This window comes from Thalassospira mesophila, assembly GCF_002115755.1.
Lineage (GTDB): Bacteria > Pseudomonadota > Alphaproteobacteria > Rhodospirillales > Thalassospiraceae > Thalassospira > Thalassospira mesophila.
In genome coordinates, this window is sequence record NZ_JFKA01000005.1 from 193,271 (window position 1) to 219,419 (window position 26,149).

General features: G+C 52.6%; 24 protein-coding genes. 9 read left to right on the top strand and 15 right to left on the bottom strand.

What is annotated here, in order from left to right; genetic code table 11:
- Positions 1-42 precede the first annotated feature (42 nt).
- Positions 43-741, top strand: a complete 699-nt coding sequence (locus TMES_RS13110) for a haloacid dehalogenase type II (RefSeq protein WP_085583230.1) — start codon at positions 43-45, stop codon at positions 739-741.
- A 431-nt stretch (positions 742-1,172) separates the two neighbouring features.
- Here the strand turns inward: TMES_RS13110 and TMES_RS13115 are convergent, their stop codons facing one another.
- Positions 1,173-1,625, bottom strand: coding sequence for a bactofilin family protein (locus TMES_RS13115; protein WP_085583232.1), 453 nt, complete (start codon positions 1,623-1,625; stop codon positions 1,173-1,175).
- A complete protein-coding gene (locus TMES_RS13120) occupies positions 1,585-2,925 on the bottom strand; it encodes a peptidoglycan DD-metalloendopeptidase family protein (RefSeq protein WP_085583234.1) in 1,341 nt (446 codons plus the stop codon). Before TMES_RS13120 ends, TMES_RS13115 begins: the two co-directional genes overlap by 41 nt.
- A 229-nt stretch (positions 2,926-3,154) precedes the next feature.
- On the opposite strand from TMES_RS13120, the gene TMES_RS13125 reads away from it, so the two are divergent.
- Both TMES_RS13125 and TMES_RS13130 read left to right on the top strand, forming a co-directional pair.
- Entirely contained in the window at positions 3,155-3,646 is a 492-nt protein-coding gene (locus TMES_RS13125; RefSeq protein ID WP_085583236.1) for a phosphatidylglycerophosphatase A family protein, read from the top strand.
- Complete coding sequence (locus TMES_RS13130; RefSeq protein WP_143589649.1) at positions 3,643-4,164, top strand: CinA family protein; 522 nt, start codon at positions 3,643-3,645, stop codon at positions 4,162-4,164. The genes TMES_RS13125 and TMES_RS13130 overlap by 4 nt, the downstream gene beginning before the upstream one ends.
- Before the next feature lie 121 nt (positions 4,165-4,285).
- Here the strand turns inward: TMES_RS13130 and TMES_RS13135 are convergent, their stop codons facing one another.
- The 12 genes from TMES_RS13135 to tpiA form a co-directional block, all read right to left on the bottom strand.
- Complete coding sequence (locus TMES_RS13135; RefSeq protein WP_085583240.1) at positions 4,286-4,744, bottom strand: type II toxin-antitoxin system RatA family toxin; 459 nt, start codon at positions 4,742-4,744, stop codon at positions 4,286-4,288.
- A gap of 50 nt (positions 4,745-4,794) precedes the next feature.
- On the bottom strand, positions 4,795-5,769 hold the full coding sequence (gene lipA / locus TMES_RS13140) for a lipoyl synthase (RefSeq protein WP_085583242.1): 975 nt from the start codon (positions 5,767-5,769) through the stop codon (positions 4,795-4,797).
- Positions 5,770-5,894: 125 nt separating this feature from the next.
- A complete protein-coding gene (gene lpdA / locus TMES_RS13145) occupies positions 5,895-7,292 on the bottom strand; it encodes a dihydrolipoyl dehydrogenase (RefSeq protein ID WP_085583244.1) in 1,398 nt (465 codons plus the stop codon).
- Between the two features lie 91 nt (positions 7,293-7,383).
- Positions 7,384-8,703, bottom strand: a complete 1,320-nt coding sequence (locus TMES_RS13150; RefSeq protein WP_085583587.1) for a pyruvate dehydrogenase complex dihydrolipoamide acetyltransferase — start codon at positions 8,701-8,703, stop codon at positions 7,384-7,386.
- 65 nt (positions 8,704-8,768) lie between these two features.
- Complete coding sequence (locus TMES_RS13155; RefSeq protein WP_085583245.1) at positions 8,769-10,214, bottom strand: pyruvate dehydrogenase complex E1 component subunit beta; 1,446 nt, start codon at positions 10,212-10,214, stop codon at positions 8,769-8,771.
- A gap of 57 nt (positions 10,215-10,271) precedes the next feature.
- Positions 10,272-11,282 (bottom strand): pyruvate dehydrogenase (acetyl-transferring) E1 component subunit alpha, encoded by a 1,011-nt coding sequence (pdhA, locus tag TMES_RS13160; protein ID WP_085583247.1) that lies wholly within the window; start codon positions 11,280-11,282, stop codon positions 10,272-10,274.
- Positions 11,283-11,672: 390 nt separating this feature from the next.
- Entirely contained in the window at positions 11,673-12,002 is a 330-nt protein-coding gene (locus TMES_RS13165) for an FtsB family cell division protein (protein WP_245835403.1), read from the bottom strand.
- A 289-nt stretch (positions 12,003-12,291) separates the two neighbouring features.
- Positions 12,292-13,566 carry a phosphopyruvate hydratase gene (eno, locus tag TMES_RS13170; RefSeq protein ID WP_085583249.1) on the bottom strand — a complete coding sequence of 425 codons (1,275 nt, stop codon included), beginning with the start codon at positions 13,564-13,566 and terminating at the stop codon, positions 12,292-12,294.
- A gap of 104 nt (positions 13,567-13,670) precedes the next feature.
- Positions 13,671-14,528 (bottom strand): 3-deoxy-8-phosphooctulonate synthase, encoded by an 858-nt coding sequence (gene kdsA / locus TMES_RS13175; protein WP_085583251.1) that lies wholly within the window; start codon positions 14,526-14,528, stop codon positions 13,671-13,673.
- A 29-nt stretch (positions 14,529-14,557) separates the two neighbouring features.
- The gene (locus TMES_RS13180; RefSeq protein ID WP_085583253.1) at positions 14,558-16,186 is read right to left on the bottom strand and encodes a CTP synthase; all 1,629 of its coding nucleotides are present in this window, start codon (positions 16,184-16,186) and stop codon (positions 14,558-14,560) included.
- A 116-nt stretch (positions 16,187-16,302) separates the two neighbouring features.
- On the bottom strand, positions 16,303-16,647 hold the full coding sequence (gene secG, locus TMES_RS13185) for a preprotein translocase subunit SecG (RefSeq protein WP_085583255.1): 345 nt from the start codon (positions 16,645-16,647) through the stop codon (positions 16,303-16,305).
- 432 nt (positions 16,648-17,079) lie between these two features.
- A complete protein-coding gene (tpiA, locus tag TMES_RS13190; RefSeq protein ID WP_085583257.1) occupies positions 17,080-17,838 on the bottom strand; it encodes a triose-phosphate isomerase in 759 nt (252 codons plus the stop codon).
- A 327-nt stretch (positions 17,839-18,165) separates the two neighbouring features.
- Between tpiA and TMES_RS13195 the strand changes: the two genes are divergently transcribed.
- The gene (locus tag TMES_RS13195) at positions 18,166-20,061 is read left to right on the top strand and encodes a SurA N-terminal domain-containing protein (protein ID WP_085583259.1); all 1,896 of its coding nucleotides are present in this window, start codon (positions 18,166-18,168) and stop codon (positions 20,059-20,061) included.
- Between the two features lie 90 nt (positions 20,062-20,151).
- On the top strand, positions 20,152-21,666 hold the full coding sequence (gene trpE / locus TMES_RS13200; RefSeq protein ID WP_085583261.1) for an anthranilate synthase component I: 1,515 nt from the start codon (positions 20,152-20,154) through the stop codon (positions 21,664-21,666).
- 97 nt (positions 21,667-21,763) lie between these two features.
- On the opposite strand, the gene TMES_RS13205 is transcribed toward trpE, so the two are convergent.
- The gene (locus TMES_RS13205; protein ID WP_085583590.1) at positions 21,764-22,933 is read right to left on the bottom strand and encodes a divergent polysaccharide deacetylase family protein; all 1,170 of its coding nucleotides are present in this window, start codon (positions 22,931-22,933) and stop codon (positions 21,764-21,766) included.
- A gap of 231 nt (positions 22,934-23,164) precedes the next feature.
- Between TMES_RS13205 and TMES_RS13210 the strand changes: the two genes are divergently transcribed.
- From TMES_RS13210 to moaC, 4 genes are read left to right on the top strand one after another with little or no spacing between them, the layout of a single operon-like run.
- Entirely contained in the window at positions 23,165-23,737 is a 573-nt protein-coding gene (locus TMES_RS13210) for an anthranilate synthase component II (RefSeq protein ID WP_085583263.1), read from the top strand.
- 33 nt (positions 23,738-23,770) lie between these two features.
- Positions 23,771-24,805: an anthranilate phosphoribosyltransferase gene (gene trpD, locus TMES_RS13215; protein ID WP_085583265.1), complete on the top strand. Its 1,035-nt coding sequence runs from the start codon at positions 23,771-23,773 to the stop codon at positions 24,803-24,805.
- Complete coding sequence (gene trpC / locus TMES_RS13220; protein ID WP_085583267.1) at positions 24,802-25,599, top strand: indole-3-glycerol phosphate synthase TrpC; 798 nt, start codon at positions 24,802-24,804, stop codon at positions 25,597-25,599. Before trpD ends, trpC begins: the two co-directional genes overlap by 4 nt.
- A complete protein-coding gene (moaC, locus tag TMES_RS13225; RefSeq protein WP_085583269.1) occupies positions 25,596-26,075 on the top strand; it encodes a cyclic pyranopterin monophosphate synthase MoaC in 480 nt (159 codons plus the stop codon). The genes trpC and moaC overlap by 4 nt, the downstream gene beginning before the upstream one ends.
- Positions 26,076-26,149 lie beyond the last annotated feature (74 nt).

The following is a 26,149-nucleotide window of genomic DNA, read 5'->3' on the forward strand; positions in this document are numbered from 1 at the left end:
CCAGAACCGGGTTTCCGGTGACAGAAAACGAGGCCACACCCAATGACTGAAACTGCAATTTCTTCCTGTCGCGCATTTGTTTTTGACGCCTATGGAACGTTGTTTGACGTCGGATCGGCGATCAAACGCTGTCAGGAAAGCCTGGGGGATGAAGCTGAAAAACTGTCAGAGCTGTGGCGCAGAAAACAGCTTGAATATAGCTGGCTGCGCAGCCTTATGGGCGACTTTACCGATTTCTGGACAGTGACAGGCGATGCGCTGGACTATTCGATGGCGGCAATTGGTAAAAATGACCCTGTTTTACGCTCGCGCCTGATGGAAACCTATCTCTCGCTCGACACCTTCCCCGAAGTTGTCGAAACGCTGCAAACCTTAAAAAACAACGGCCATAAGCTGGCTATCCTGTCAAATGGTGCGCGCCATATGCTAATTTCGGCGGCCAAGTCGTCGGGCATCCTGTCGCTTTTTGACGAGATCCTGTGCGTTGATGAATTACGTACCTATAAACCGCATCCCAGTGTTTATAAAATGGCCGCCGACAAGCTTGAACTTGACGCCAGTGAAATTTCATTTCAGTCATCGAATGGTTGGGACATTGCGGGTGCCGGGCATTTTGGTTTTAAAACAGCCTGGATAAACCGCGCGGCCCAGCCGGTGGAACGCCTGTCGCACCGCGCCGATGTTATTTTGGCGCGCCTTGACGAAATTCTGCCCCTCACCATCAAACCACAGACTGCCTAAAATCTTGTATCGGGCCTGTTTGTCTCGGCATTCAGGCAATGATATCAGGCCGAATTCATGCCACAAAACCAAACAGCCAGCCCACAAAGTGGCCTGGCTGTTTTACTGCGCTTTGTCTTTAACAAGACCCGCCTTTTAAACTTTACCGCGCCCTTGTTTTTGGCAGGAAGCTTGCCTCCCGCACAAAAATAGACGACACCACCCTGAAAACATTGCAAAATTCGTCATTCCCGTGCAAATCGTATGACCTGCCCGCTGCTTGGGGAACGCCGAAATTCGCACCATCACGCTTTGGCGTATTTTTCCTGCCCGAAAACCTTTCGGTCACAGGAAAACGGATCTTGTAAAAGGCAAAGCGCGCCAGATACGCATCTTGACCATGTAACTTCCGTATAGAGGTGCCCAATACCGGAATTGCATGAAAGCAGGTTTTACTGCTCTTTCTTGACGTTGGAAGCCACGATTTTTCCAGCCTGAATGACTGTCAAACCACCTTCTTCGACACTTTCAATGCGCCGACAATGGCCTTCCAGATGGGCTCCGGGCTCGATCGCCAGGGTTTCGTGCAAAATATCACCAATCATTTTTGCACTGTCGGCCAAAGAAACATCCTTGGCGCGAATTTGGCCGGTGACTTTGCCGCAAACCCGAACCCGGTCTGCAATAATTTCACCGCGAACTTCCCCTCCCTGACCGATGGTCAGGTTGCGCGTACGGATATCCCCGTCGACGAAACCGTCAACCTGAACGTCTGATTCAGAAACCAGATCTCCGCAAATGCGCAGATCGGAATTAATAACAGACAGCCCGCCTGCTTTGGAATGTGCAACGTTAGAATGGGCGTTATTTGTGCTCGTCTGTGTTTTGTTTGACTTTGAAAACATAATGTCCCGCCTTTATGAACTTGATGGGATCGATTTGCTTGCCGTTCAGCAATACTTCGTAATGAACGTGACTTCCGGTACTGCGGCCCGTGCTTCCCATCAGTGCAACCATGTCTCGATATTTCACCTTTTGGCCCTTCTTGACGAGGACCTTCATCAGATGTCCATAGCGGGTTTTCAGTCCGTTTCCATGGTCAATTTCGACCATTTTTCCGTATCCGCCGGTCCATCCTGCATGCGACACCACACCAGGTGCAGTGGCATAGATTGGCGTTTTCATCGGGGCCGCCAGATCGGCGCCAGAATGAAAAGACCATTTTCCGTTAAACGGGTCCTTACGTTTGCCAAACTTGCTGGAAACGTAATAATTCTCTGTTGGTTCGCCCAAAGGAAGCCGGTTGATGACCTTTTGCAAATTTGCCAGCTGGTCCATCCGGTTTCCGACCGCCAGGGCGGCATTCATAAACAATTCGTCTTCAGGCGTTTCGGGCTCAAACTGCACAAACGGCCCGCCAACACCGGCATCAAGAACGCGTTTGACGTCACTTCCCGCACCGTCATCGGTCAATTCCTTGATCGGAACGCCAGTCATTTTCAAAACCGATTTCAGATCGTCAATCGATGATCCGGCATGTTCGGCAACCCGTTCAAGCGCCTGTTTTTGAATGGTATGCAAATCAGAAATACGCTGATTTGCCACAGCGAGTTCGCCCTGCAACGATTTTGACCGCGAATTAGCCTGGTCGCGTTCACGCATCACCCGTGTCATCACGGTCTCAACGGTTTCAAGCTCGTCTCGCAGGGCAAGATTGCGATTGGTAATCCCGTCTATCTGCTGCCCTAACGCGTTCATCTGGCTATCCATCGATGAACGTAGCGCTGATATCCGTGATTTTTCTTTTTCGCTGTCTGCCAGCTTCAGGCTGAAATCCTGCACCCTGGCCTGAAGCTTCAGATTTTTTTCCGCCATATTTAGCAAGTTATGGTGGGTATCTTCCATTTGCGAGGTGATCTCGCTGAACTTTTGCTGGCTTTCGGTGACCCGGTTGATCAGTTCACTATAGGCCATCTCGCTGCGAAAAAGCTGTTCTTCGCGTAACTCAAGACGATGGCTGAAATAGTACCCGACCCCGGTCGAACCGACAGTCCAGACAATCAGAAAAACAGAGACTGCACCGAATATCAATTGCCGTCGACGACCAAGACGAACTTGTGTGACGGAATCATTAGAACGAACAAGAACTTCCCGATCCGGAAACCACTTTTCTATTATATGGTTAATGCGTCCCACCAACGACATCTGTCCGGCTATGCCCTTTTTTACCCGTGTTCAATTTTCAGCATCGAAGCCGGAACCCCCCGATTGATGCCACGTTCTATCCCAAGACCAGTTTCAATTTCACGCTACCTGCAAGATCGCAGCGTGGCAAGCGCGTTAACACTCCCTTAACCCCAAAAAACCTCGCGCCACAGCCTTTTGGCTATGTTAAGTCAGGTACCTCTACCCATCAGCCATATGCGAAAGTGTTATGCGCCTTAACCAAATTATTATAACAGCCTCTGCCACCTGGTTTTACAGTGGCAAGTTTCCCAAGGCCCCTGGCACCGCAGGATCATTTGCGGCCTTGCCTTTGGGATGGCTTCTTGTGATCACCGGTGGCAATACCACCTTGCTGATTGCAACCGCAATTGTATTTCTATACGGGATTTTTGCATCCGACCTGTATAGCAAAATGATCGGCATCCACGACCCGGGCGAAATTGTGATCGATGAGGTAGCAGGTCAATGGCTTTGCCTGCTTCCCCTGCCCCTGACCATGTCATGGATGGATATTGTCTGGCTTATGCTGGCCTTTATTATGTTCCGGTTTTTTGACATTCTGAAACCATGGCCCATCAGCTGGATTGATCGTCGTGTTGGTGGCGGCTTCGGAATTATGCTTGACGATATTTTTGCCGGTGCCTTTGGCATGGCAGTCCTCATGCTGATCCTTTACCTGACAGAAGGATGGTTAATATGATTCCCGATCCCGAAGTTCTGGCTGCTGCTGGCGATATTATTGATCTTTGCCGCCGCAATGGCGACCGCCTTGCAACAGCAGAAAGTTGTACCGGTGGCTTGATCGCAGGCTGCCTGACCGCGATTGACGGCAGCTCAATGGTGGTTGATGGCGGCTTCATTACCTATTCGAACGAAGCCAAGATGGCCATGCTGGGTGTATCAGGCGATTTGCTGGCCTTGCATGGGGCTGTTTCAAAGCCCGTGGCCTGTGCCATGGCCGAAGGCGCCTTGCGCCACAGCCCCCTTGCCACCCTTAGCGTGGCCGTAACCGGCATTGCCGGGCCCGGTGGTGGCAGTGCAGAAAAACCGGTAGGGCTGGTTCATTTTGCCTGCGCTGGCGGGAATCGCCCGACCCTGCATCAATCACATATTTTCAAGGGCGATCGCCATCAGGTGCGCCGCCAAACCGTATTGGCCGCTTTTGATCTGATCCGGGAAATGATTGAACAATACCCGGCCCCGCAACCCGCACCATAAAACCGCAGCAGCGCACAACGTCAAATGCCGGAAGGTTACAGCGCTAACCACCCGGCATCTCGTATCAGCACAAAAAATCGAATGATAAACAGGCAGAAAGGCGCGCGCTCACGCTATGCGTTTACAAACGCGAGGATGCAATTCCGTTATCGCCATACACCTGACGGGCGCGATTTTCGAATGAGCCGACCATCAGTTTAACAGCCTCGTTAAAAACCATGCCGATCATCTTCTGCAAAATTGCGGACTTGAATTCGAAATCGACATAAAAATCCAGAAAGGTGCCGCCATCGTCGGCAGGTTGAAATTCCCAGTGGTTATTCAAATATTTGAACGGCCCTTGCAAATATTCAACATCAACCCGGTTCGGGCGATCCAGCGTAACTTTGGATGTGTATTTTTCACGAAACATCTTAAACCCGATCACCAGATCGGCGTGAAGTTCGTTCCCGTCGCGCTTACGCACCCGCGATGCTGCACACCACGGCAAAAATTCCGAATAGGAATCGATATCTGCAACGAGATCGAATAACTGTTCCGGCGTATAGGGTAGCTTTCTGCGCTCCGCATGCGTCGGCAAAGGGATCTCCTACTGGTCTTTTCAAAAATGCCGGGTCAAATGAGTACGGTTTATTCTGCAGCACTTGCCTTTGCAGTCGCAGCCAGCTTTTTCTCACGGGCTTCGCGCATTTCGGCAAAGTCGCGATCCGCATGATAGCTTGAACGCGTCAGCGGCGTTGATGCAACCATCAAAAATCCCTTGGCACGCGCCATCGACGCATATTCCTTGAACTCGTCAGGTGTTACAAAACGCTCCACCGGGGCATGTTTAAGGGTTGGCTGCAAATACTGGCCGATTGTCAAAAAATCAACATCGGCAACGCGCAGATCATCCATCACCTGGCTAAGTTCATGGCGCTCTTCGCCAAACCCTACCATCAGGCCCGATTTGGTGAAAATCGTTGGATCGATCTGTTTAACGCGGTCCAGAATACGCAACGACTGATAAAACCGTGCGCCCGGCCGAATGGACGGATACAGGCGCGGAACGGTTTCCAGATTGTGGTTAAACACATCCGGGCGCGCCTTGGCCACGATTTCAACAGCACCTGGCTTGTCGCGAAAATCGGGCGTCAGAATTTCAATGGTGGTTTCGGGCGATTTGTGGCGAATGGCCTCGATCACGCGGGCAAAGTGCATGGCACCGCCATCGGCAAGGTCATCACGGTCAACCGAGGTGATCACAACATGCTTCAGGCCCATCTCGGCAACGGCCATTGCCAGATTTTCCGGCTCGAACGGATCAAGCGCGTTTGGCATCCCGGTTTTGACATTACAAAACGCACAGGCACGGGTGCAGGTATCACCCATGATCATGAAGGATGCGTGCTTTTTCTGCCAGCATTCACCAATATTGGGACATGCGGCTTCTTCGCACACCGTATGCAGTTTCAGGCCGCGCGCCAGATCCCGCGTTTCCTGATAGCCTTTGGAAGTCGGTGCCTTAACGCGAATCCATTCTGGCTTACGACCAGAAGGACGGTCCGGGTTCTTTTGCTTTTCCGGGTGACGAAGAGCTCGTACCTCGTTGCGCGTCGTGGACATTTAAACCTCCGAAGGATGGAACGGGCGGCAATGTGCCGTCTTGCTGCCAAATTGTCAAACTGACATTCGACATAGCCGATACGACAGATCCACAAGGGAACCTGTCATATCAACCATGTAATGATTTAGAAGTGGATCGCACGCCCATAGGCGTCAAGAACCGATTCATGCATCATTTCAGACAAGGTCGGATGCGGGAAGACCGTATGCATCAGGTCTTCCTCGGTGGTTTCCAGCCCCATCGCAATCACAAAGCCCTGGATCAGCTCGGTTACTTCGGTACCCACCATATGTGCGCCCAGCAATTCGCCGGTTTTGGCATCAAATACGGTTTTAACCAAACCTTCCGCCTCGCCCAGGGCCACAGCCTTGCCATTGCCAATAAACGGGAATTTGCCAACCTTGACATCATAACCCGCATCCTTGGCCTTGGCTTCGGTCAGGCCAACGCTGGCGACCTGGGGATGGCAATAGGTGCACCCCGGAATTTTGCGCGGATCAAGCGGGTGAACGTTTTTTTCACCTGCAATTTTCTCGACACAAATCACACCTTCATGCTCGGCCTTGTGAGCCAGCATCGGCGGCCCGGCAACGTCGCCGATGGCATAAATGCCCGGCTCGGCGGTCCGTGAAAATTCATCGGTGCCAATCACATTGCGATCAACTTTAACCTTGGTGCTTTCAAGGCCGAGATTTTCGGTATTGCCAATAACGCCAACAGCCGAAATCACCCGGTCAACCGTCAATTCCTGCTTCTTGCCGTCTTTGGTTTCAATGGTAACAACAACATTATCTGCATTGCGCTTCAGATTGGCAACCTTGGCTTCGGTCAGGATTTTCATCCCGTCCTTGGTCATCATCTTTTGCGCCAGGGTCGCAACTTCCTTGTCTTCAACCGGCATGATTTGCGTCATGATCTCGACCACGGTCACGTCGGTGCCCATGGTGTGATAGAAGCTGGCAAATTCAATGCCGATGGCACCAGAACCAACAACAACAAGGCTTTTGGGCATTTTATCAGGCGTCATCGCCTTTTTGTAATCCCACACAACCTTGCCATCTGCCTCAAGCCCCGGCAGCGAACGCGCGCGCGCGCCAGTGGCAATGATGTAATGCCTGGCGGTATAGGTGCCTTTGTCCTTGCCTTCGACATTGATCTTTTTCGGACCGTCGAATTTGGCCTCACCGTTAATCACGGTAACCTTGTTCTTTTTAAGCAAATGACCAACGCCGCCGGTAAGCTGTTTTGAAACACCGCGCGACCGCTGAATAACGGCTTCAAAATCAAAGGACGGGTTATCGCACGACAAGCCATAATTTTTGGCATGTTTCATGTTGCGATAAACTTCGGCTGAACGCAGCAATGCCTTGGTCGGGATACAGCCCCAGTTAAGGCAGATGCCGCCCAGATGTTCACGTTCAACAACAGCCGTCTTCAAGCCCAGCTGGGCCGCACGAATGGCGGTAACATAACCACCAGGACCGGCACCAATAATGATAACGTCGAAATTGTTTTCCGCCATTTTGCATCTCCTTTACCTGTCCGGCTTTTGCCAGAAGGTATATCATTCAAAAGCTTGCGGGGACTTGTTAAAGCCCCCGCTTAACCAGATCTTAAAGCAGCATGCTTATCGGATCTTCAATCAGCTTCTTGAATTCAGCCATGAACTGGGCACCAATCGCCCCGTCAACCACACGGTGGTCAACAGAGAGGGTGCAGCTCATGACGGTTGCAATTGCCAATGCACCATCCTTGACCACCGGGCGCTGTTCACCAGCCCCCACAGCCAGGATACAACCCTGCGGCGGATTGATAATGGCGGCAAAGTCCTTGATGCCAAACATGCCAAGGTTGGAAACCGAGAAAGTCCCGCCCTGGAATTCCTGCGGCTGCAATTTGCCATCCCGTGCCTTGGCAGCCAATGCTTTCATCTCGGTCGAGATTTCGGCAAGCCCCTTGCCACCCGCATTGCGAATGACCGGCGTGATCAGGCCACCATCAATGGCGACCGCAACAGAAATATCCTGCTGCTTACATTGCAAAATGGCTGCATCGGTCCAGATGGCATTGGCAGCCGGAACGCGTTTAAGCGCAATCGAGGACGCCCGGATAACCATATCGTTAACCGAAACCTTCACACCCTCAGCTGCTTTTTCGTTCAGCTGTTTGCGAACCGACAACAGGTTGTCGATCTGGCAATCAATGGTCAGGTAGAAATGCGGAACCTGCTGTTTGGATTCCGTCAGGCGGCGCGCAATAATTTTGCGCATCGAAGTATTTGGAATTTCTTCGTATTCGGGCAGACCGGTAAGATCCGGGTTCCAGCCCGATGCGGCAGGTGCTTTGGCCGCCGGGGCAATGGTCGCATCGGCTTTGGTTGCTGCCGGAGCATCGGCCTTGGCTGCCGGTTTGTTGGTCAGTGCGGCTTCGATATCGCGCTTGACGATACGGCCACGCGGGCCTGACCCGTCAACACCGGACAATTCAACCCCTTCCTGCGACGCAATACGGCGTGCAAGCGGGCTTGCCTTGACGCGGTCGCCATCTTTGCTGGTGGCAGGTGCGCTGGACGTAGCCGGGGCAACATCCTTGCTTTCGGTTTTTTCGTCTTCTTTGGGGGTCGATGATTTTGCATCACCGCCCACATTCGGACCCGACGTATCCGCCCCTTCAAGAGCAGACGCATCTTCGTCTTCTTCCAAAAGCAGGGCAATTACCGCATTAACGGCAACACCTTCGGTGCCTGCTTCAACAAGAATTTTACCGATTTTACCTTCTTCGACAGCTTCGACTTCCATCGTCGCCTTGTCGGTTTCGATTTCGGCCAGGACATCGCCAGATTCGACGGTGTCCCCTTCCTTGACAAGCCATTTGGCCAAGGTGCCTTCTGTCATGGTCGGCGAAAGCGCCGGCATCAGAATTTTAACTGGCATGGATGCAATCTCCCGGTAACGGGGTGGCAGCACCATTGGTGCGCCAACCCCCTGTCCGTTTTTGTTTAACGATAGCAAACGGCCTTGGCCGCATCGACGATGTGCTGCTCTTGCGGCAACGCCAGAACTTCCAGATTGGCCGCGTAAGGCATCGGAACATCTTCGCCGGAAACACGGGCAACCGGTGCATCAAGATAGTCAAACGCATGTTCCATGATCACCGACGCAATTTCTGCGCCGATACCGGCAAAATGCCAGCCTTCTTCACATGTCACCAGACGATTGGTTTTCATCACCGAACGCACAATGGTGTTCACATCGAGCGGACGAATGGTGCGAAGGTTGATGACCTCGGCTGAAATGCCTTCTTCTGCCAGCTTTTCCGCCGCCTTCAAAGCCTTGCCAACCATGATCGAGAACGCAACGATGGTAACATCGGTGCCTTCACGTTCAATTTTGGCCTGGCCAATCGGCAGAACAAAATCGTCATCGTCAGGGACTTCAAAGCTTTGGCCGTACAGAATTTCGTTTTCCAGAAACACAACCGGGTTCGGATCACGAATAGCGGCTTTTAGCAAACCTTTGGCATCCGCTGCCGAGTAAGGTGCAACCACCTTAAGCCCCGGGCAGTGTGCATACCACGACGCGTAACACTGTGAGTGCTGGGCACCCACACGGGCTGCTGCACCGTTGGGACCACGAAACACAATCGGGCAACCAAGCTGGCCACCAGACATATAAAGCGTTTTCGAGGCCGAGTTGATGATGTGGTCAATGGCCTGCATGGCGAAGTTGAATGTCATAAATTCAACAATCGGACGCAGCCCCATGAACGCGGCACCCGTACCAAGACCGGTAAAGCCGTATTCCGTAATCGGGGTATCGACAACGCGACGATCACCAAATTCGTCAAGCAGGCCCTGGGTGACTTTATAAGCCCCCTGATACTGCGCAACTTCTTCACCCATGACGAAAACATTTTCATCGGACCGCATTTCTTCAGCCATGGCATCGCGCAAGGCTTCACGAACGGTCAGGGTTTTGAATTTGGTATAGGATTTTTCGTCGCGGGTTTTGTTCATTTCGCTCATCGCGCGCGGCTCTTTATCGGTGCGCTCAATTGCGCCCGAAGCCTTCACCGGTGCCGCAGATGCGGCCGGTGCTGATGATGCGTTGTCCGAAGACGAGGATTTATCTTCGCTGGCCGCCGCTGCCGGTGCAGATTTCGCTTCACCGGGATTAACGTTATCGAGCGCAGATGCGTCTTCGTCTTCTTCAAGGATATAGGCAATAACGGCATTGACGGCGACATTTTCAGTCCCGGCATCAACAACGATCTTGCCAATTTTACCTTCATCAACGGCTTCGACTTCCATCGTCGCCTTGTCGGTTTCAATTTCAGCAAGGACATCACCGGACTGAACCGTGTCGCCTTCTTTCACGTTCCATTTGGCAAGGGTGCCTTCAGTCATTGTCGGTGACAATGCAGGCATCAAAACTTCAATCGGCATGGTTCCCCCTTTTTGCGGGAAAATTTCTGGTCAAAAGCGGATTTTGCAAAATCTGGATCAGACTTCGATCAAAATGTCGGTAAACAGTTCCGACGGATCTGGCTCGGGGCTGTTCTGTGCAAATTCCGCAGATTTGGCGACCTCTGCCTTCACTTCCTTGTCGATCTCTTTGAGACCGTCTTCATCAAGGATGCTTGCATCGATCAACAGTTTTTTGACCATGTCGATCGGGTCATGTTCCTTGCGCATCTTGTCCAGCTCGTCTTTGGTCCGGTATTTCGCCGGATCCGACATCGAGTGGCCACGATAACGGTAGGTTTTAAGTTCGAGAATATAGGGCCCATTGCCTTCACGGCAATGCTTGACCGCACGTTCACCGGCTTCTTTCACCGCCAGAACGTCCATGCCATCAACCTGTTCGCCGGGGATGCCATAGGCTTCGCCGCGCAAATACAGATCCGGGCTGGCCGAGTGACGCTGGGTCGATGTGCCCATGGCGTACTGATTGTTTTCGATACAGTAAACAACCGGCAACTTCCAAAGGGCAGCCATGTTGAAAGATTCGTAAACCTGCCCCTGGTTGACAGCACCGTCACCAAGGTAGGTCAGACAAACCTTGTCTTCGCCACGATATTTGTAATTAAAGGCAATACCGGTACCGAGCGGAACCTGTCCGCCGACAATGCCGTGACCGCCGTAAAAGTTCTTTTCCTTCGAGAACATATGCATCGAACCGCCCTTGCCATGAGAGTATCCACCCTCACGGCCGGTCAGTTCAGCCATGACGCCTGCGGAATCCATCCCGCATGCCAACATATGCCCATGATCACGATAGCTGGTGACCACACCGTCACCGCCGGTTGTAGCAGCCTGCATACCAACAACGACAGCTTCCTGGCCGATATAAAGGTGGCAAAAACCACCGATCAGACCCATGCCATAAAGCTGGCCGGCCTTTTCTTCGAAACGGCGGATCAGAAGCATATCGCGGTAATATTTGAGGAGATCGTCACTGCTCGCCTGATTATCGGCGCGCGTCGTGGCGCGTTTGCGTTTTGGGGTCGCCATGGTTCCTCCCGGTGGATGGCTCGCTTAAGCTTCTTTGAAAAGCAGCTTAATTCGGTATTGGACCACCGAAATAACTACCCAAAACAACACACATAAGCAAGCTATCTTGGGGGCGTTAAAGCATTGTTTTGCAATGCACAATCACAAATAAACTCAATATTGGTTAATTGAAGTTTTAACGGTTAAAATGATATTTTGTGAATTATCAGACGTTTGAACGGGTCTCTTCCGGCTCGTTCATTCCTTAACGTCACAAATGCTATGATTTTATGACCGCAATTTTGATCAATGAAAATTCATCTTCGCATCTGCCAGATAAACCGCAGAAAACCGGGCTTAATCTAGTGTGCACCGCACCCTGCACCATTATGCGACCGACCAGGCCATATGTTACGGGTGATCATATCCGTTGTGATGAAAGATAATAACGTCGTCGCGATTGGCCATATCAAGCATGGTGCGGGCCCGTTCATCTAGCAAATCGGGGTCGAGGCTGCCGGGGCGCAGCGCCTTCACACGCTGCTCGAGCAATTCGCGCCGGGACTTGATGTCATCGCGCAGTTTGACAATTTCGCCGACCCGATCCTGCATCGACCAGTAAGCCAGAAGCCCCCGATCCCCTTCGATACTGTGGAAGATAAAATAGACCATTACAGTAAAGGCAAAAACAGGGGCAATGGCCTGCCGAAATCGACGGATTACCGGTGCAGATGACGACATTTGATCGAAGGCCCCAAAGCGTTAGACGCGTTTTAAAGCGAAATATTAAGCAACCGCAACGATAAAACAACCAATGTTATTTTACCGCCAGATCAAGATGTTATTCCTTTTGGCGAGCCCAAGGCCCTATCCTGAATGGTAAGTTGACCACAACAAGGTAAAAAGAGTTTTAAAAACAGGCATCTTTTTTGGACCGCCTTACGATCAATTAACAAATCGTAAACGAAAAAAGCCGCCCTGTTTAAAGGCGGCTTTTTATCATCTCGTTGCAGCAACGAAAATGAATATTCTACTTTTTCATGATCGACCGGCCCGGGAAACGGGCACTCACCCCAAGCTGTTCTTCAATACGGATCAACTGGTTGTATTTTGCCAGACGATCTGAACGTGACAGCGAACCGGTTTTGATCTGACCACAATTGGTGGCAACGGCCAAATCGGCAATGGTCGAATCTTCTGTTTCGCCCGAGCGATGCGACATCACAGCGGTGTACCCGGCACGATGCGCCATCTCGACAGCTTCAAGCGTTTCGCTCAGCGTGCCGATCTGGTTGACTTTGACCAGGATAGAGTTTGCGACACCCTGGGCAATACCGTCTGCCAAACGCAGCGGATTGGTCACAAACACATCATCGCCAACCAGCTGGATCTTGTCGCCAAGTTCGCGGGTCATCGCAGCCCAGCCGTCCCAGTCATCTTCCGACATGCCATCTTCGATCGAGAAGATCGGGTATTTGGCAGCAAGATCGGCCCAGTATTTAACCATTTCGTCGGAATCAAAGGTCTTGCCTTCGCCCGACAGCACGTATTTGCCATCTTTATAAAATTCGGTCGATGCCGCATCAAGGGCCAGCATAACGTCTTCGCCCGGGCGATACCCGGCAGCTTCGATCGACTTCATCACATAGCTGATAGCAGCTTCGGTAGAGGCGATATTAGGCGCAAAACCGCCCTCATCCCCAACCGAGGTGCTAAGGCCATCGGCCGCGAGTGACTTTTTGAGATTATGAAAAACCTCGGCACCCATGCGGATCGCGTCGGTCGCGCTATCGGCCGAAACAGGAACAATCATGAATTCCTGAACATCGATGGCGTTATCGGCATGTTCGCCGCCATTGATGATGTTCATCATCGGCACCGGCAATGTGCGTGCATAGGAACCGCCGATATAGCGATAAAGCGGCAAACCGGATTCCTGGGCAGCGGCCTTGGCAACAGCCAGCGACACACCCAAAATGGAATTGGCACCCAACCGGCTTTTATTCGCAGTCCCGTCCAGATCGATCATCGTGGTATCGATGTCGATCTGTTCTTCTGCGTCCATACCGGCAAGGGCTTCAAAGATTTCGCCATTCACGGCAGAAACAGCTTTGGTAACGCCCTTACCCAGATAACGTTCTTCCTTGTCACGCAGTTCGACGGCTTCGTGTGCGCCTGTTGACGCACCTGAGGGAACGGCAGCCCGACCAAAGGCGCCACTTTCCAGGGTAACATCAACCTCGACCGTCGGGTTGCCCCGGCTGTCCAGAATTTCGCGCCCGCGGATATCAATGATAGCGGTCATGACGAAACAACTCTCCTTACTGACATATGGAACGGCCAACATGTTTGACCGCGTCGGTTACGGCATAAAAGAAATGCCGCCACAAAATGTGGCGACACCTTATATCAAGCGTTGAACATATCCAGACGAACCGGATTTGCCTTCGCTACAGCGTCAAGCTCCTTAAGCACCGAAAGCACTTCAGGAAGCTTGCCAAGGGGAATTTGATTGGGGCCGTCGCTGATAGCTGCATCAGGGTTGTCGTGGGTTTCGATAAACAAAGCCGCAACACCCACCGCAACAGCCGCACGGGCCAGAACAGGCGCAAATTCGCGCTGCCCGCCCGATGTGCCACCCTGCCCGCCCGGTTGCTGGACGGAATGGGTGGCATCAAACACAATCGGATAGCCCTGACGGGCCATGATGGGAAGACCGCGAAAATCGGTGACCAGCGTATTATAGCCAAAGCTGGTGCCACGATCACAAACCATGATGTTTTCATTGCCGGCTTCGGCAATTTTATCAACAACGTTGGCCATGTCCCAAGGGGCCAGAAACTGGCCCTTCTTAACATTGATCGCCTTGCCGGTTGCCGCTGCCGCCATCAGCAAATCTGTTTGCCGGCACAAAAACGCCGGGATTTGCAAAATATCGGCAACCTTGGCAACGGCCGCACATTGATCGGGCAAGTGAACATCGGTGACAATCGGCAAACCGGTGACATCCTTGACTTCGCCCAGAATATCAATTCCTTCGTGTAAACCAACGCCCCGATTAGATTTGTTACTGGTGCGATTAGCTTTATCGAACGAACTTTTATAAACCAGACCAATGCCCATCGCACTGGCCAGTTCCTTAAGGGCGGTCGCCATTTCCAATGCGTGCTGACGACTTTCGATGGCACAAGGGCCAGCCAGCAACGCAAAGGGTTTGTCATTGGCAAATTCAATATTGCCGACTTTAACGGTTTTAATGACGGTCATTTCAACATCCTTGCACGTTCCAGGCAGTATTAAACCAAACGGCTACGTTCTTTGGCAGCCTTGATATAAGACACAAACAACGGATGCGGGTCCAGCGGGCGTGAGCGCAATTCCGGATGGAACTGCACGCCAATGAACCACGGATGATCCGGATATTCGACAATTTCCGGCAAACGGCCATCGGGCGAAAGACCAGAAAATTTCAGACCTTTTTGCTCAAGCTGCTCAAGGAAGTTGATGTTGACTTCATAACGGTGACGATGACGTTCAAGAACGGTTTCGCTACCATAAATTTCACGGGCATGCGTACCAGGTACCAGTTTGCATTCGTAATTACCCAAACGCATGGTGCCACCAAGGTCATCTTCGCCGCTGCGGCGCTCAACACGCCCGCCATCCTTCGACCATTCCGTCATCAGGCCGACCAGCGGCACCTCGGTCGGGCCAAATTCGGACGAGGACGCATTGGTAATGCCGGCAAGGTTACGGGCCGCTTCAAGAACCGCCATTTGCATGCCAAAACAAATCCCGAAATACGGCACCTTGTTTTCGCGGGCATAACGGGCAGCGGCAATTTTGCCTTCGGCACCGCGTTCCCCAAAGCCGCCAGGAACCATGATCGCATCAAGCTTGCTCAGGCGTTCGCTGACATTCTCGGTTTTTTCAAGATCGTCAGACGCGATCCATTCAATTTTAACCCGCACCTTGTTGGCAATACCGCCATGAACCAGGGCTTCGGTCAGTGATTTATAAGCATCGGGCAACTGAATGTATTTTCCAACAATGCCGATGGTCACTTCACCTTCCGGATTACGGATGATATCGCAAATATCTTCCCATGGGCCCATATCCGGGTCCTGGGCCTGCAAGCCGAAATGATGCAAAACTTCATTATCAAGGCCGTATTTATGATAGCTGATCGGCACCTGATAAATATTGTCGACATCATAAGCCGGAATAACCGATGCTTCGCGCACGTTACAGAAACGTGCAATCTTGCGGCGTTCATTAACCGGGATTTCGCGATCGCAACGGCACAGCAAAATATCTGGCTGAATACCAAGCGACTGCAATTCCTTGACGGAATGCTGGGTCGGTTTGGTTTTCAACTCGCCCGCCGACGAAATATAGGGAACCAGGGTAAGATGCAGGAACATTGTCCTTCCGTCACCCAGTTCGTTGCCCATCTGGCGAATGGATTCAAGAAATGGCAGGCTTTCGATATCGCCAACCGTACCGCCGATTTCAACAAGGATAAAATCCTCGGTCGCATCGCTTTGGACAAATTCCTTGATGGCATCGGTGATGTGCGGAATGACCTGCACGGTCCCGCCCAGATAATCGCCACGGCGTTCGCGCGCAATCACCGATGAATAGATACGTCCGGTGGTAACGTTATCGGACCGGCGCGAGGATACCCCGGTAAAACGTTCATAGTGACCAAGGTCAAGGTCGGTTTCGGCACCGTCTTCGGTAACGTAAACTTCACCATGCTGATACGGGCTCATCGTGCCCGGGTCGACATTGATATAGGGATCCAGCTTGCGCAAACGAACGGTAAAACCACGCGCCTGAAGCGAGGCACCCAATGCAGCAGACGCCAAGCCTTTGCCTAGCGAAGAAACCACGCCACCAGTAATGAAAATATAACGGGTCATGTCTATGCCTCATCTCAAAGCACAAAGCCACGGTTACGCAGATTGCGAACCGGGGGAGCAAACAATTCAAAAAATTGAGGCGGCAATTTTGCCGCCTCTGATAATCGGTATATGTGTTAGCGGGTCGGCGCCGCCGGACCACTATCCTGTGCCGGGGCCGTTTTTTCCATATCGGACGTCGCGGCCGGAGCAGGCACCTGATCAAGGATCGATGTCGGTGCGGTACGGGTATTGGTCAACAGGGCCAGACCGAGGCTTGTGATCATGAAGGCCGCAGCAAGAATTGCAGTTGTCCGGGTCAGAAGGTTTGCGGCACTGCGCGAACTCATGACACCAAAATTTCCGCCGCCGCTATTGCCGCCGCCAATACCAAGCCCGCCGCCTTCACTGCGCTGAACCAGAATAACGGCAATCAAGCCGATCGCAAGAAGCAGGTGGATAACCAGAATGACAGTCTGCATGGCCTCAAAACTCTTGTCTTGTAAATCCGTCGGCAACGATTTTGCTGCCTTACCGGGCAAAATTTGATGCGTGTTTAACGCGTTTTGAAACGGTTGGCTAGTCCGTATTTCGCACGTTTATATCCATAAACAGCCAGCCGGTCACAATAACGGCACCCCTGCAACCTGCAGGTAAACATCATTGTTAATTTGTACGGGAAAAATCCCGGCTTCAGGCAAAATCCAACATCTTGCGCCGGGAAGGCATTTTCGCCGATAGAAGACAAAATTGCAACATCGCTGCCCCGGTATTTACCGATTTAACGAAAATAAAATCGCCAGCGTCTCTCGTCTTATATAATGACAGCGCCCGCGGACACATTAAACACCTGCAATCGCGCTGCCATCCCTATCCCGTTCAGCCCGGAACAAACCGCCCAAACGCAGCTGCGTTTAATCGCAACTATCAATAATGCCCCAGAAATCTTCGACCTTCAGGCTGGCACCGCCCACCAGCGCGCCATCAACATTATCAACGCCCAAAAGCTCAACCGCATTGGCGGGCTTCACCGACCCCCCGTAAAGAATACGAAACCCATCGGCATCGCCAAACCGTTCTTTAAGCTTGCGACGGATAGCCGCATGCATTTCGGCAACATCCTCGACCGCGGCGGTGCGCCCGGTGCCAATCGCCCATACCGGCTCATAGGCAATAACGGTGTTTTCGGCGGTAGCACCTTCGGGCAAGGAAACATCCATTTGCCCACACACCACCGAAATTGCAGCACCCAGATCGCGTTCCTGTTCGGTTTCCCCGACACAAACAACCGCGATCAACCCGGCATCATGCGCGGCGATGGCTTTTTGCCGGATAACCGTTGAACTTTCACCATGATCGGCGCGGCGTTCCGAATGACCAACAATAACGTGGCTGGCACCAATATCGGCCAGCATCGAGGCCGCAATATCGCCGGTATGTGCCCCGTTTTGATCAAAATGGCAATCCTGCCCGCCAGCATGAATATCGCAATGGCCTAAAACGCCCACCACATCGGCCAGCAAGGTTGCGGGCGGACACAACAATATATCGCATGCCGGTTTATCTGGCGCGGCGGACAATTTTGCCGCAAGGCCACTGGCCAACGCCAAACCATCTGCCCGCAGGCAGTTCATTTTCCAGTTACCGGCAATTAACGGGCGACGACCTGACATTGAATATTTCCTTTTTTTTAACGGGTGATGCCACAAAGCCCGACAGGCTGGTATGGGGCCATTATTTACAGCATCGGGACCAACGAATTATAAACCGTTTCCTGCCCGCGTTTTAGCATGTGAGACCGATTGGGCCAAGTCCAGTTGGTGGCCCTTGCCACAGCAATTGAAACGGCTTATGCAATCGGGTGTTGCCGCCCTATCCTCTCCCCATTAAGATGCGCGACCGATCCGCACGGTTTTTCCGGTTTCCGGGACCGTTTTGGCATGAAAAGTTGCCGGCCACCTGGCGCCGGTCCGACGCAACGAATTGTTAGGCTACTGAATATGCTATCTGGCATTCGCACATTTTCAAAATCCATCTTTGCCAAAATTCTGTTTGGCATCATCGCGATCAGCTTTGTCGCATGGGGGCTTAAGGCCTCGATGTTAAGCCTTGGCAATTCCCGCGAAGTCGCCGAAGTCGGCAGCCAGTCTATCAGTCCTGCCGAACTGGACCGCGCCTTCAAACGCAACATTGATAAAATGCGCCGGGTCTTTGGTCCCAGCTTTGATCAACAGCAAGCCATCCAGATGGGTCTTCTGAACAACACCGTTCAGGGTCTGATCTCGCAAAAGCTGCTGGAAGAAAATGCAAGTGACATGGGCATCGGCATTAGCGATGAAAAAGTCCGTGACAACATTTTCAACAATAAAAGCTTTAAGGACGAAACGACCGGGCAGTTTGACCGTCAGAAATTCCTGCAGATCCTGTATCAAAACGGATATAGCGAACCGGAATTTATTGAAGGCATGCGCAGCGATCTGATGAGCCAGCAGGTTGTCGGTAGCCTGGGCGCCGCAAGCACCCCGCCCTCGCCGCTGGTCAAAGCCATTGCAGCCTATCGCAATGAAGATCGCAGTGGCCGTTTCATCACCCTGGGTGATGATGATATTGCCCCGATCGAAACGCCGTCTGACGACGTTTTAAAGAAATTCCACGATGATCACGGGGCGCAATTTACCGCACCCGAAACCCGCAACGCGACGTTGGCGTTGCTGACGGTTGATCATTTGGCACAGACAATGGACGTCACAGACGACGAAGTGCTGGATGCCTATAACCAGCGCATTGGCGAGTTTCAGACTCCTGAAAAACGGGCGGTCGAACAAATTTTGTTCGCACCGAATGCCAAGGAAAGTGCCGCAGAAGCCTATAAGGCCCTGCAGGGCGGCGAAGATTTCATGAAAGTGGCAACAGAACAGGCCAACATGAAAGAATCGGTTGTCAAACTGGGCGAGTTCACCAAAGACACCATGCTGCCTGATCTGCGCGACACCGTGTTTAACCTGCCTGAGGGTGGTTATTCCGAACCGGTTGAAACCGCCCTTGGCTGGCACATCATGCGCGTTACTGCGGTCACCCCGGCCCACGAACAAAGCCTGGATGAAGTCCGCGAACAGGTTGAAAACGGTGTTAAACGTCAAAAAGCAGAAGACCAGATTTTTGACGTTGCCGCCCAGCTTGATGATGAACTGGGTGCTGGCACATCCCTTAAAGACGCCGCTGCAAAAGTGAATGCACAGCTTTTCACCCTGACCGACATTAAAAAGGGCCAGGACCTGGAACAGGGCATTGCCGATAGCAAGGAAATCAATTCGAAGATTTACGAGTTGAACGAAGGTGACGAAAGCTTTCTGGAAGAAACCCAGAGCGGCAATCGTTATGTTGTCAGCGTAACCAAGGTTACCCCGTCTGCCGTGCAGCCGTTTGAAGACGTGCGTGATGCCGTTGAAACCGCCTGGAAGGCAGATGAAAAACAGCGCCTTCTGGGTGAAAAAGCCGATGCTCTTGCCACCCGGATCAATGATCAGGGCGCAAAAATTGACGCCATCGCTGCTGAACTTGATAACAGCATTGATGATACCGGCATGACCAAACGTGATGGTCGCGGTCTGTCGGCCGATGCCAACCCCGCCATTGCCGGTGCCCTGTTTGACCTTGCCAAAGGTAAAGCCAAATCGGTCATTGGTGAAAACGGGGTATCGGTTGTCGTGCTTGACGATATCAAAGCTGCAAGCGACACAACGGGCAAAGACGACCCGATTGTTTCCGAGCTGCAAGACAGCCTCGATCAGGATATCGTTTCGCAATATCTTGACTATTTACGCGACGATATTTCGATCAGCCTGAACAATGATGTGGTGAACGGGCTTTATGCCCAGAACGCCCCTGCCAACTAGGCAGGCACAGCCATGCAGGGCGATCCGGATGCCGGATCGCCCTTTTTTAATTCCTGTTACCTTTATGTTTGGTTTTGATCGGATTGCGCCATGGACATCGAACCGGATTTCGCAAGCTTTGCCCGCAACCATGAAAATGGCATTGCGCAGGTTGTTTACACATCCCTTACCGCCGATCTTGATACGCCGGTATCCGCGTTCCTAAAGCTGGCCGAGGGCCTTCCCATGGCCGAGGGCCTTCCCAATACCTATTTGCTGGAATCGGTTGAAGGCGGAGCCAGCCGGGGGCGCTATTCGTTTATCGGGTTCAAACCCGATCTGATCTGGCGATGCTTTGGCGACAAAGCCGAAATCAACCGCCGTGTCATGGCCGATGCCGATGCGTTTGTTGATCAGGATGAAAAACCGCTTGATGCCCTTAAATCGCTGATCGCCGAAAGCCATATTGACCTGCCCGACCATTTACCCCCCATGAGTGCGGGTCTGGTCGGTTATATGGGCTATGATACCGTTCGGTTGATGGAAAAACTGCCCGACAACAACCCTGATCAACTTGATGTTCCTGACGGAATTTTCATTCGCCCAACGGTGACTGCCGGTTTTGACACCATCGCCGATACCGTGACAGTGGTAACACCTGTGCGCCCCGAGCCCGGCATTGATGCAGCAGCGGCCTATGATCTTGCATGCGCGCGCCTGAACGATGTGGTGCAGCACTTTCAGCGCAACCTGTTTATCGATCGCCGGTCCCGTACCGTGCCCGACGACCTGCCAGAACCGCAAGTTAGTGTCGACGAAGCGGGGTATTATGACATGGTCGAAAAAGCCAAGGAATATATCCGGGCGGGTGATATTTTTCAGGTGGTTTTGTCACAACGTTATTCCCTGCCCTATCAGTTGCCGCCATTTGCCTTTTACCGCGCACTGCGCCGCATTAACCCGTCGCCTTTCATGTTCTATCTTGATATCGGCGGTTTCCAGGTGGTCGGTGCCAGCCCGGAAATTCTGGTGCGGCTGCGCGATGGCGAAGTCACCATTCGCCCCATCGCCGGAACCCGCAAACGCGGTAAAAATTCCGAAGAAGACAAAGCCTTGGCCAAGGACCTGATGGATGACCCGAAAGAACGGTCAGAACATTTGATGTTGCTCGATCTGGGGCGCAACGATGTTGGTCGTGTGTCGCAGCCCGGCACCGTGCGCGTGACCGACCGCGAAACCATCGAATATTATTCGCACGTCATGCATATTGTGTCGAACGTGGTCGGGCAGATCGACCCGCAATATGATGCGATGGATGCCTTGAAAGCAGGCTTCCCGGCGGGCACAGTTTCGGGCGCACCCAAAGTTCGGGCGATGGAAATTATCGATGAACTTGAACCGGTACGGCGCGGCATTTATGCGGGATGTATCGGCTATATCTCGGCCGATGGCTCGATGGATACCTGCATTGCCCTGCGCACCGCTGTGATCAAAGACGAAATGATCCATATTCAGGCTGGTGCGGGCATTGTGGTTGATAGCAAACCCGACATGGAACATCAGGAATGCCGGAACAAAGCCGGTGCCTTGATGGCGGCTTGCCGTGAAGCCCATCGTTTTACCTGACCGCCCTGAAAACAACAGTTAATAACCAAAACGGGAGCCACTTCACGGGCTCCCGTTTTTTGTTCGATACTGTTTTAACCACCAACCGGTCTTGTTGTTATCCGGTCACTTTAATACCATTGCGATGCACGATATCGGTTGCGGGCACAAATATAAAACCGGCGGCCTGCATTTTGGGGATCCATTTATTCAATGCTTCCAGCGTCAAATCACGCGGATGGCCAATGGCAACGGCATAACCGCGCTTGGTTGCCACATGCTCAACCCGGTCAAGCATATTGGCAATTTTGGTTGCGTCGTCGGCATCATCGATAAACACGTCACGTTCAATCGCCGGAACGCTGTATTTTTCAGCTTCCTGATACCCGACCGACTTTGCGCTGGTGCGCGAGTCTAAAAACATCAAACCGCGCGATTTCATCACCTGCATCACAACGGCCATGCGTTCCGGGTCCGATGTGAATTTACTGCCCATATGATTATTAACCCCGACATAGCCGGAAAAACGATCCAGCATCCAGGTCATTTCATTTAAAATGGCCACCTTGTCATAGCTGGTTAACAGCGCGTGGGGCCCCGGATCAACTGTTCTTGATGTTGGTTCCATTGGCATGTGAAGCATAATTTCATGGCCGCGTTTGCGCGCACTCGCCACCTGTTCAGGCAAATGTGTCGCATAAGGCAAATATGAAATCGTGATCGGGCCTGGCAATTCTGCCGCGCGTTCGGTTCTGGGTTTATCAATTCCGGCATCGTCAATGATAATCGCGATCACCGGGGCTGTTCCGGTATCGGGCACACGGGTGGCGAATTTTTGCCATGCCAGTTGCATATTCGCCGGTGCCTGGGCCTCGGGCAAAGGGGCCGGGTTAACATTTGGTACCGGGCTGATACGGGGTTCTGGCAAGGAATCGGGTTCAGACTTGTCGATGTCTTCCGGGGTTCGTTCCACCATATATCCCGGCCTGTTTGGCGCGTCATAACCCTTGGAAAAATCCATTTTCGGCGGCTTTGATGTGTTGCGCGGGGCCGGGGCACGGGGTGCCGGTGAACTTGCCGATAAATCGCTGACGGCCTTATGTGCGGCCCGGTCCAGCTCCAGCATACTGCCGGCGGCAATAATGGCCGAAACGGCCCCTGCCACCATCGCAGCCCCTAACATTAACCGCCGGAAACCACCGGGCTTTTTACCCGGTTTTTTACGCGCAGTTGTTTTGCCACGTGTCGCTGGCTTTTTCTTTTTTGCCGGTGTTGAGCGCCGTGCCACGCCGTATCTCCAATCCATGAAATTTCGGGTCTTGATGCCCATAAAAACGCAAAACCAGCCTGCCCTGTGAGGGGGCAAACAAGCTACCAGATCGATCCTGGCGGAGTATTCTTAGCCGATCTGTGGTTAGCAGCCTGTTAAAGCCCAAAAATCACAACCGCTATCGCTTGACGTAGCGGCAAGGCCGTTTATTCTCGCCCCGTCTGAAACACAGGAAGTCCCGGGATCGCGATGTATCTGCTCATCGATAATTATGACAGCTTCACATTTAATTTGTGGCATTTTTTACGTGAACTTGGGCCCGAGGTCAAAGTTGTCCGCAATGACGAGATCACCGTTGCCGATGCACTGGCGATGCAGCCTGAAGGAATTGTGATTTCGCCGGGCCCCTGTGATCCACAACAGGCTGGTATTTGTGTCGACCTGATCAAACAGGCTGCCGGGACCATAAAACTGTTGGGTGTCTGCCTTGGTCATCAGGCCATTGGGGCTGCATTTGGCGGCGACGTTATCCGTGCGCCCCAATGCATGCATGGCAAAACCGATGGCATGATCCATACCGGAACCAGTGTTTTCAAAGGCTTGCCATCACCTGTTATCGCAACACGCTATCATTCACTGGTGGTTGACCGGGCAACATTACCTGATTGCCTGGAAATCACAGCGGAAAGTGCTGACGGGCTGATTATGGGCATGCGCCATCGAGAATATGAAATTCACGGTGTGCAGTTTCATCCCGAAAGCATCGCGTCCGAACATGGTCACGAACTTTTAAAAAACTTTATCGATTTCTCCGCCGCCTGAAGTGTCCGGAGCCAACAAAAAAGGGAACATTCCATGTCCACGGAACATGATCTCAAACCGACACTGGCCAAAGTTGCCACTGGCGCGACGTTAAGCGAGCGTGAAGCAGAACAAGCCTTTGACGTTTTAATGTCCGGTCAGGCAACCCAGTCGCAGATGGGCGCGTTTTTAATGGCATTGCGGCTACGCGGTGAAACCATTGATGAAATCACCGGTGCCGCCCGGGTGATGCGCGCCAAGGCAACCGGGTTAACTGCTGCGCCTGACGCGGTTGATACCTGTGGTACCGGCGGGGATGGCAGCGGCACTTATAATATCTCAACCGCAGCGGCGATTGTCGCGGCAGCCTGTGGGGCAAAAGTCGCCAAGCATGGCAACCGGGCGGCTTCATCCAAATCCGGCTCGGCCGATGTGCTGGCCGCATTGGGCGTTAATCTTGATGCCGATATGAGCCTTCTGGAAAAATCGCTTCAGCAGATTAATCTGTGTTTCATGATGGCACCGCGTCATCATTCGGCTGTGCGCCATGTGATGCCCACCCGGGTTGAAATGGGCACACGCACCATTTTTAACCTGCTGGGCCCGCTGGCCAACCCGGCCAAAACCAAACATCAGGTGATTGGCGTTTTCGCGCGCGACTGGGTAGAGCCGATTGCCCATGTGCTGAACCGTCTGGGGTCGGAACATGCATGGGTGGTGCATGGTCATAGCGGACTTGACGAAATTTCCGTCACCGGACCAACCTTTGTTGCCGAGGTCAAAGACGGCAAAGTCACAACCTTTGACATTGATCCGGCTGATTATGGCATTGCCCTTGCCTCGCTGGACGACCTTAAAGGCGGGGATGCCGAAACCAATGCGACCGCCATTCGCAATTTGCTGGCCGGGCAAAAAAATGCCTATCGCGACATTGTCCTGTTAAACGCGGCGGCGGCCCTTGTTGTGACCAACAACGCCAAAGACCTTGCCGATGGCATTTCACAGGCCCGCGCAGCAATTGATAACGGCAAGGCTGCACAAACGCTGGACCAGCTTGTGAAAATATCGAACGAAGGAAACGCAGCATGAGCGACGTTCTCGACCGGATCTGTAGCGACAAACGCGATCATGTTGCCGCCTGCAAAGCCAAAACGCCGCTTTCCGAGCTTCAAGCCGCCGCCGCTGCGCAATCAGCGCCGCGCGGCTTTATTGCCTCGCTTGAGGCTTCAATTGCCGCAGGTCGTTATGGCTTGATTGCCGAGATTAAAAAAGCCTCCCCGTCAAAGGGCCTGATCCGCGAAGACTTTAATCCCCCGGCACTGGCGCAGGCCTATCAGGCTGGCGGGGCCAGTTGCCTGTCTGTCCTGACCGATATTCCCTATTTCCAAGGCAGTGATGCCTATCTGGTGGCAGCACGCGCTGCAGTTACCCTGCCGGTTCTGCGCAAGGATTTCATGATTGATCCCTATCAGGTAACAGAAGCCCGGGCGCTGGGTGCTGATTGCATTTTATTGATCATGGCGGCCCTTGATGATGCGCAAGCAGCCGAGCTTGAAGCGCAGGCTCATCAGTTGGGCATGGATGTTTTGATCGAGGTTCATAACGCGCCGGAACTGGCGCGCGCGCTTAAACTCAAATCAAAGCTTATCGGTATAAACAACCGTAATTTAAAGACATTGGAAGTATCTCTAACCACGACCGAGCAATTGGCCGCGATGGTCGATGATGACCGGTTACTGGTTGCAGAAAGTGGCATTTTCACCCCAGATGATCTGGCACGGATGGGAAAAGTCGGCGCGAAATGCTTCCTGATTGGGGAAAGCCTGATGAGACAGAAAGATGTCAAACTGGCGACCCAAACCCTGTTGGCAAAACCGGCATGAATAACAAACTGACGCATTTTGACGAAGGCGGTAACGCCGTGATGGTCGATGTTTCGGCAAAAGCCGTCACAACACGCACGGCGACCGCCAAGGGCCGCGTGACCATGCACCCGGCCACAGCGGCCCTGATTGCAAATCACGGCCACAAAAAAGGCGATGTGCTGGCCATTTCGCAACTTGCCGGGATTATGGGAGCCAAACGCACGGCCGATCTGATTCCGCTGTGCCACCCCCTGCCCCTGGACTCGGTTTCTGTGACCCTGCAACTGGTCGAGGGCGAAAGTGCTGTCGATATTACCGCGACCTGCAAAACATCCGGGCGCACCGGCGTTGAAATGGAAGCGCTGACCGCTGTTTCCATCACCGCGCTGACCGTTTTTGACATGTGCAAAGCGGTTGATAAAACCATGCAACTAACCAACATTCGCGTGGTTTACAAAGAAGGTGGCAAATCGGGCACCTTTGTTGCCGATTAAACAGTTCGGGACCACCCGCGTTGCATTTGCCCCTCAATAAAAGAACAGAATGCGACCCGCCATTGGGGCTGTTA